Here is a 7087-nt window from a genome sequence, read left to right as displayed (position 1 = left end):
TGTATGCGAGGGTAAAATTTCCTTGGGCCTCTTTTTTTTTATGTCATTTTTTACATCCGCTTTGCGCTTGTTTTTTTTCAAGGCAGCCCCCATCTTGGTTTCAAGCTCAATTCCATCTGATTACGGCCATATGGCCGCCGTAGAGGCGAAATCATGAAGACAACCATCGAATTGCCTCTCCTGCCATTGCGTGATGTCGTGGTTTATCCGCACATGGTTATCCCGCTGTTCGTGGGGCGCGAGAAATCCATCGAAGCCCTCGAGGCCGCGATGACGGGCGACAAGCAGATCCTGCTGCTGGCCCAGAGAAACCCGGCTGACGACGATCCCGGTGAAGACGCTCTCTATCGCGTAGGTACCATTGCCACTGTTCTACAGCTTCTGAAGCTGCCTGACGGCACCGTAAAGGTTCTGGTCGAGGGTGAGCAGCGTGGCACCGTCGAGCGCTTCAGCGAAGTCGACGGCCACTGCCGTGCCGAAGTCTCGTTGATCGAAGAAGTCGACGCTGCCGAGCGCGAATCCGAAGTGTTCGTGCGTACGCTGCTGTCGCAGTTTGAACAATATGTGCAGCTGGGCAAGAAAGTCCCGGCTGAAGTTCTGTCGTCGCTCAACAGCATCGATGAGCCGGGTCGCCTGGTCGACACCATGGCGGCGCACATGGCGCTGAAAATCGAGCAGAAGCAGGAAATCCTCGAAATTATCGATTTGTCGGCCCGCGTCGAGCACGTCTTGGCGTTGCTGGATGCCGAGATCGATCTGCTGCAAGTCGAAAAACGCATTCGTGGCCGCGTCAAAAAGCAAATGGAGCGCAGTCAGCGCGAGTACTACCTGAATGAGCAGATGAAGGCCATTCAGAAAGAACTCGGTGACAGTGATGAAGGCCACAACGAAATCGAAGACCTGAAAAAGCGTATCGACGCTGCCGGTCTGCCGAAAGATGCGTTGGCCAAGGCCACGGCCGAGCTGAACAAGCTCAAGCAGATGTCGCCGATGTCCGCTGAGGCCACCGTGGTGCGCTCGTACATCGACTGGCTGGTGCAAGTGCCGTGGAAGGCGCAGAGCAAGGTACGTCTGGACCTGGCGCGCGCAGAAGACATTCTCGATGCCGATCACTACGGGCTCGAGGAGGTCAAGGAACGTATCCTTGAATACCTCGCTGTGCAAAAACGCGTGAAGAAAATCCGTGGCCCGGTGTTGTGCCTGGTCGGTCCTCCGGGCGTGGGTAAAACCTCGCTGGCGGAGTCGATTGCCCACGCCACCAACCGCAAATTCGTACGCATGGCCCTCGGTGGCGTGCGTGATGAAGCGGAAATTCGCGGTCACCGTCGGACTTACATCGGTTCGATGCCGGGAAGATTGATTCAAAAGATGACAAAGGTGGGTGTGCGCAACCCGCTGTTCCTGCTCGACGAAATCGACAAAATGGGCAGCGACATGCGTGGCGACCCGGCGTCGGCGTTGCTGGAAGTGCTCGATCCAGAGCAGAACCACAACTTCAACGACCACTATCTGGAAGTCGATTACGACCTCTCGGATGTGATGTTCCTGTGCACCTCGAACTCGATGAACATTCCGCCGGCGCTGCTCGACCGGATGGAAGTCATCCGTCTGCCGGGTTACACCGAAGACGAGAAGATCAACATCGCCGTCAAATACCTCTCGCCAAAACAGATCGCCGCTAACGGTCTGAAAAAGGGCGAGCTGGAATTCGACGCTGAAGCGATCCGCGACATCATCCGTTACTACACCCGTGAAGCCGGTGTGCGTGGCCTCGAACGTCAGATCGCCAAGGTCTGCCGCAAGGCCGTTAAAGAGCATGCGCTGGAAAAACGTTTCTCGGTGAAAGTGACAGCTGATCTGCTCGAGCACTTCCTCGGTGTGCGCAAATTCCGCTACGGTCTGGCCGAACAGCAGGATCAGATCGGTCAGGTGACCGGCCTTGCCTGGACTCAGGTGGGCGGCGAATTGCTGACCATCGAAGCCGCGGTTGTGCCGGGTAAAGGTCAGTTGATCAAGACCGGTTCGCTGGGCGACGTGATGGTCGAATCGATCACTGCCGCACTGACCGTTGTCCGCAGCCGTGCCAAAAGCCTAGGCATTCCCCTGGACTTCCACGAGAAGCGCGACACGCACATCCACATGCCGGAAGGGGCGACCCCGAAGGATGGCCCTAGCGCGGGTGTAGGCATGTGCACGGCGCTGGTGTCGGCATTGACCGGGATTCCGGTGCGCGCTGATGTGGCCATGACCGGCGAAATTACTTTGCGTGGTCAGGTGCTGGCGATTGGCGGTCTGAAGGAAAAACTGCTGGCGGCTCACCGCGGCGGAATCAAGATTGTGATTATTCCGGAAGAGAACGTGCGTGATCTGAAGGAGATTCCTGACAATATCAAGCAGGATCTGCAGATTAAACCGGTTAAATGGATTGACGAGGTCCTGCAAATTGCGCTGCAATACGCGCCGGAGCCCTTGCCGGATGTGGCTCCGGAGATAGTTGCCAAGGACGAAAAACGTGAGTCTGACTCTAAGGAAAGAATTAGCACGCATTAATACGCTTTTGCCTGGGGGGCTTCCTTGACAGTTTTTTAGAGCCCTTGTTATAAAGCGGCTCTTAAGTGTCTGTAGGCCATTCAGCACTCGTTTTTGCTTTCACCAAAAAACTTAGAATCATCTCAAAATAGATATAAGGGGACTTAGAGTGAACAAGTCGGAACTGATTGATGCTATCGCTGCATCCGCTGATATCCCGAAAGCTGCTGCTGGCCGTGCGCTGGACGCTGTAATCGAATCCGTCACTGGCGCTCTGAAGGCTGGCGACTCCGTTGTTCTGGTTGGTTTCGGTACTTTCTCCGTGACGGATCGTCCGGCTCGTACCGGTCGTAACCCTCAGACCGGCAAGACTCTGGAAATCCCGGCTGCCAAGAAGCCAGGTTTCAAAGCCGGTAAAGCACTGAAAGAAGCTGTTAACTAAGTTTTCAGGTTTTTACCCATCCGGGTCGGGGTCATGCCTGACTTGGCAGCGGAGCGGTAGAGCAGGTAGCTGAAACAGTTGCCTGTAACGCCGGGATCGAGGGTTCGAGCCCTGTCCGCTCCGCCAGTTACGAGAAGGCGCATCCTCGGATGCGCCTTTCTTCTATCCGGATTCTACCCACGCTCCACGGTTGCCTAATTTTGAAGTTCAACCGTTTCTGGGGGACGCATGCTGCAGAATATCAGGGACAATTCACAAGGCTGGATTGCCAAGACCATTATCGGGGTCATCGTTGCACTGATGGCTCTGACCGGTTTCGACGCCATTTTCCAGGCCACGACTCACAAGAATGAGGCGGCCAAGGTCAACGGTGAAGAAATCAGCCAGAACGAGCTGAGCCAGGCCGTTGATATGCAACGCCGTCAGCTGATGCAACAGCTGGGCAAAGACTTCGATGCTTCTTTGCTCGACGAAAAAATGCTCCGCGAATCGGCCCTCAAGGGGCTGATCGATCGCAAGCTGCTGCTGCAAGGCGCCGAACAAGCGAAGTTCGCTTTCTCCGAAGGCGCACTGGATCAAGTGATCCTGCAGACGCCTGAATTCCAGGTGGACGGCAAGTTCAGCTCCGAGCGCTTCGACCAGGTGATCCGTCAACTGGGTTACAGCCGTATGCAATTCCGCCAGATGCTGGCTCAGGAAATGCTCATCGGCCAACTGCGCGCCGGTGTGGCGGGCAGCGGTTTCGTCACTGACGCTGAAGTGCTGGCATTCGCCCGTCTGGAAAAGCAGACCCGCGATTTCGCCACCCTGAACGTCAAAGCTGACCCGGCGGCGGTCAAGCTGACTGACGACGAAGTCAAGGCTTATTACGACGAGCACGCCAAGGAGTTCATGACTCCGGACCAGGTGATCATCGATTACGTAGAGCTGAAGAAGGCTTCGTTCTTCGATCAGGTCGCGGTGAAGGACGAAGACCTGCAGGCGGCGTATCAGAAAGAGATCGCCAACCTGTCGGAACAGCGTCGTGCCGCGCACATTCTGATCGAAGTGAACGACAAGACCACCGAAGCTCAGGCCAAGGCGAAGATCGACGAAGTTCAGGCGCGTCTGGCCAAGGGTGAGAAGTTCGAAGCGCTGGCCAAAGAGTTCTCCCAGGACCCGGGTTCGGCCAACAATGGCGGTGACCTCGGTTACGCAGGTCCTGGCGTTTACGATCCAGCGTTCGAAAAAGCATTGTACTCGCTGTCGAAAGACCAAGTGTCCGAGCCGATTCGTACTGACTTCGGTTACCACCTGATCAAGTTGTTGGGCGTGGAAGCGCCGGAAGTGCCGACCCTGGCCAGCCTGAAAGACAAGCTGACTCGCGAGCTGAAAGCCGCACAGGTCGAGCAGCGTTTCGTCGAGGCGACCAAGCAACTGGAAGACTCGGCGTTCGAAGCGTCTGACCTGGCTCAGCCAGCGGCGGATCTGAAGCTGACCGTGCACACCTCCAAGCCGTTCGGCCGTGAGGGTGGCGAAGGTGTTGCGGCCAACCGTGCCGTGGTGACCGCTGCGTTCAGCACTGAAGTGATCGACGAGGGTGCCAACAGCACCGCCATCGAACTGGATCCGGAAACCGTGATCGTGCTGCGCTCTAAGGAGCACCTGAAGCCTGCGCAACTGCCGCTGGAAAGCGTGAATGTGGCCATCCGCACTCAGTTGACCAAAGAGCACGCGAGCGCGGCTGCCAAGACCAAGGCCGAGAAGCTGATTGCTGATCTGCGCGATGGCAAGGCGCCGTTGGACAAGGCAGTTGATGGTCAGAACTGGAAAGCCACTGAAGCGGCCACCCGTGGTCAGGAAGGTGTTGATCCGGCGGTGCTGCAAGCGTTGTTCCGTATGCCGAAGCCGGCTGCCAAGGACAAGCCGACGTTCACCAGCGTGACCCTGCCGGACGGTAGTTTGATGATCGTGCGTCTGAACGGCGTTAACGAAGCGGCTGCGCCGACGGATGAAGAGAAGGTTCAGTACCGTCGTTTCCTTGCTTCGCGTGAGGGGCAGCAGGACTTTGCGGCGTATCGCAAGCAGTTGGAAGCTCAGGCTGAGATCAAGCGGTTTTGATGGCTGATTGAGCTGTCATGCGAAAGCCCCGGCCTGTATAGGTCGGGGCTTTTTTTTGGGCGCTGGGTGGCGGGTCGTGGCGGCCTTTGGGCCGACCATGTTCTTGGGGTTTTGGGTGAATATCCGTTGCTTCGGGTGCTGCCGCTGGCGGTTTCGCCCTTACGGCGAGGCACTTTTTCCAGACGCCGAAAAAGTACCCAAAAAGGCTTGTCCCAACGTTCGGCCCGCTCGCTAAAGCTCGGGGTTCCTTCGCTCCGGGATTCATCCGGGGGGCATCGCCTACGGTTTGCTTCGCTGCACCTCCTCTCGATGTGTTTGGCTTCGCCAAACGGTCGCTGCGCTCCCACCCCCCGGATAAACCCCTCCACTCAGCCTGCCGACGGGACCGGTGGATCAAGATCAAGAGCTGCAGCCGAGCTAACGCTCATCCTGTTGAGTGGGGCGGCTTTGCCGCGTGGGCGGCACGCAAATCAAAATGTGGGAGCGAGCTTGCTCACGAAGGCGGCCTGACAGCCGGCCAGTCTTCTGTCAGATGTACTCAGTTCCACTGTAGGAGTGAGCCTGCTCGCGATGGCGGCCTGCCAGCCGACCAATCTTCTGTCTGATTTACTCAGTCCAATTGTGGGAGCGAGCCTGCTCGCGAAAGCGGCCTGCCAGCCGACCAATTTCCAGCAGGCTGCACCCGAATCAATTGGGCATTCGGTTTCTCACGGCTGTTGGAAAACCATGGCCCCGAGCCATTGCCGCCACATACAGCGTCAACACCAACAATCCTGCAACAATCCACGGAAACGCCCCAACCCCGGGATTGCCCAGCAACAAACCACCCACCAACCCCCCTCCAGCAATCCCGACATTCCACAGCGTAACCAGCATCGATTGCGCCGTATCGGCGGCCTCTTTTGCAGTTTTCGCCGAGGCGGTTTGCAGCAGCGACGGCATTGCACCAAACGCCAGTCCCCAAACAGCGGTGGCGATGTAAACCACGCTTGGCGAGTCGCGCCACAGACCCAGCGCTATCGCTGACAACATGAACAATCCGGCACTGATCAACACCAGTTCGCGCAACCAACGATCAATCAGACTGCCGACGATCCACAGGCTCAGCACCGAGGCGAGGCCGAAGACCAGCAACACGCGATCGACATTTGCAGCAAGCCCGGACGGCAGGAGGAAGGGCGCGATGTAGGTGTACAGCAAGTTGTGTGCGACGACGTAGTTGAGGGTGACAAACAATACGGATCGCACGCCCGGCAAGGTAAACACCTGACGCAGCGGCATGCGCTTCCCTACGCGTTCGCCGGCGAAGTCCGGTACTTGCCAGCGTACCCAGATCACCAGCACAACGGTCAGCGCGGTCATGATGGCAAAACTCAGGCGCCAGCCAACCAGGGTGCCGAGCAGGGTGCCGGCGGGTATTCCCAGTGACAGCGCAAGCGGTGCGCCGAGCATGGCGACGGTGATGGCGCGACCTTGCAGGTGCGGGGCGACCATACGGCTCGCGTATCCCGCCAGCAGTGCCCACAGCAATCCGGCAAATACCCCGGCAATAAAACGTGCAATCAAAGTCAGCCAGTACAGCTCTGACAGCGCGGTAATGCTGTTGGCGATGGCAAAGCCGCCGATGGCTGACAGCAGCAGCGGTTTTCTTCGCCAGCCTCGAGTGGCGATCGTCAGCGGAATCGCCGCCAGAATCGAGCCGATCGCATACAGCGTGACCAATTGCCCGATCAGCGCCTGGGAAACATTCAGGCCGCTGCTCATCTGCGGTAACAGGCCGGCGGGCATGGCTTCGGTCATGACCGTTATGAATCCGGCAGTGGCCAATGCCAGCAGTGCGCCGAGGGGTAATCGCTCGTGGCGATCGACAGGGTGTTCAAGTGCGGGGCAACCGAGTTGGGCATCGTTCATGAGCCGGCATCCATGTGCAAAGTTGACGAGAAGCACAGGGTAGGGCGCTGCACATCGGCGAAAAACGGGTTAAGGTTCCGAACATATCGGACACGGATGTCAGCA

Annotated in this window: 4 protein-coding genes; 3 read left to right on the top strand and 1 reads right to left on the bottom strand. The window is 57.7% G+C overall.

Annotated elements, in window-relative coordinates; all coding sequences use genetic code 11:
- Positions 1-153 precede the first annotated feature (153 nt).
- The 3 genes from lon (at position 154) to FGA82_RS25235 (ending at position 5071) form a co-directional block, all read left to right on the top strand.
- Positions 154-2550, top strand: a complete 2397-nt coding sequence (lon, locus tag FGA82_RS25245) for an endopeptidase La (protein WP_007917325.1) — start codon at positions 154-156, stop codon at positions 2548-2550.
- Positions 2551-2698: 148 nt separating this feature from the next.
- On the top strand, positions 2699-2971 hold the full coding sequence (locus FGA82_RS25240; RefSeq protein ID WP_003183171.1) for an HU family DNA-binding protein: 273 nt from the start codon (positions 2699-2701) through the stop codon (positions 2969-2971).
- 228 nt (positions 2972-3199) lie between these two features.
- Positions 3200-5071 carry a SurA N-terminal domain-containing protein gene (locus tag FGA82_RS25235; RefSeq protein ID WP_141129180.1) on the top strand — a complete coding sequence of 624 codons (1872 nt, stop codon included), beginning with the start codon at positions 3200-3202 and terminating at the stop codon, positions 5069-5071.
- 687 nt (positions 5072-5758) lie between these two features.
- Here the strand turns inward: FGA82_RS25235 and FGA82_RS25230 are convergent.
- Positions 5759-6982, bottom strand: coding sequence for an MFS transporter (locus FGA82_RS25230; RefSeq protein WP_141129179.1), 1224 nt, complete (start codon positions 6980-6982; stop codon positions 5759-5761).
- Positions 6983-7087 lie beyond the last annotated feature (105 nt).

Origin of the sequence: Pseudomonas fluorescens (assembly GCF_005938625.1) — a bacterium.
GTDB lineage: Bacteria > Pseudomonadota > Gammaproteobacteria > Pseudomonadales > Pseudomonadaceae > Aquipseudomonas > Aquipseudomonas fluorescens_BD.
Note: the sequence above shows the minus strand (reverse complement) of the source record. Positions and strands in the feature narration are given on the sequence as shown.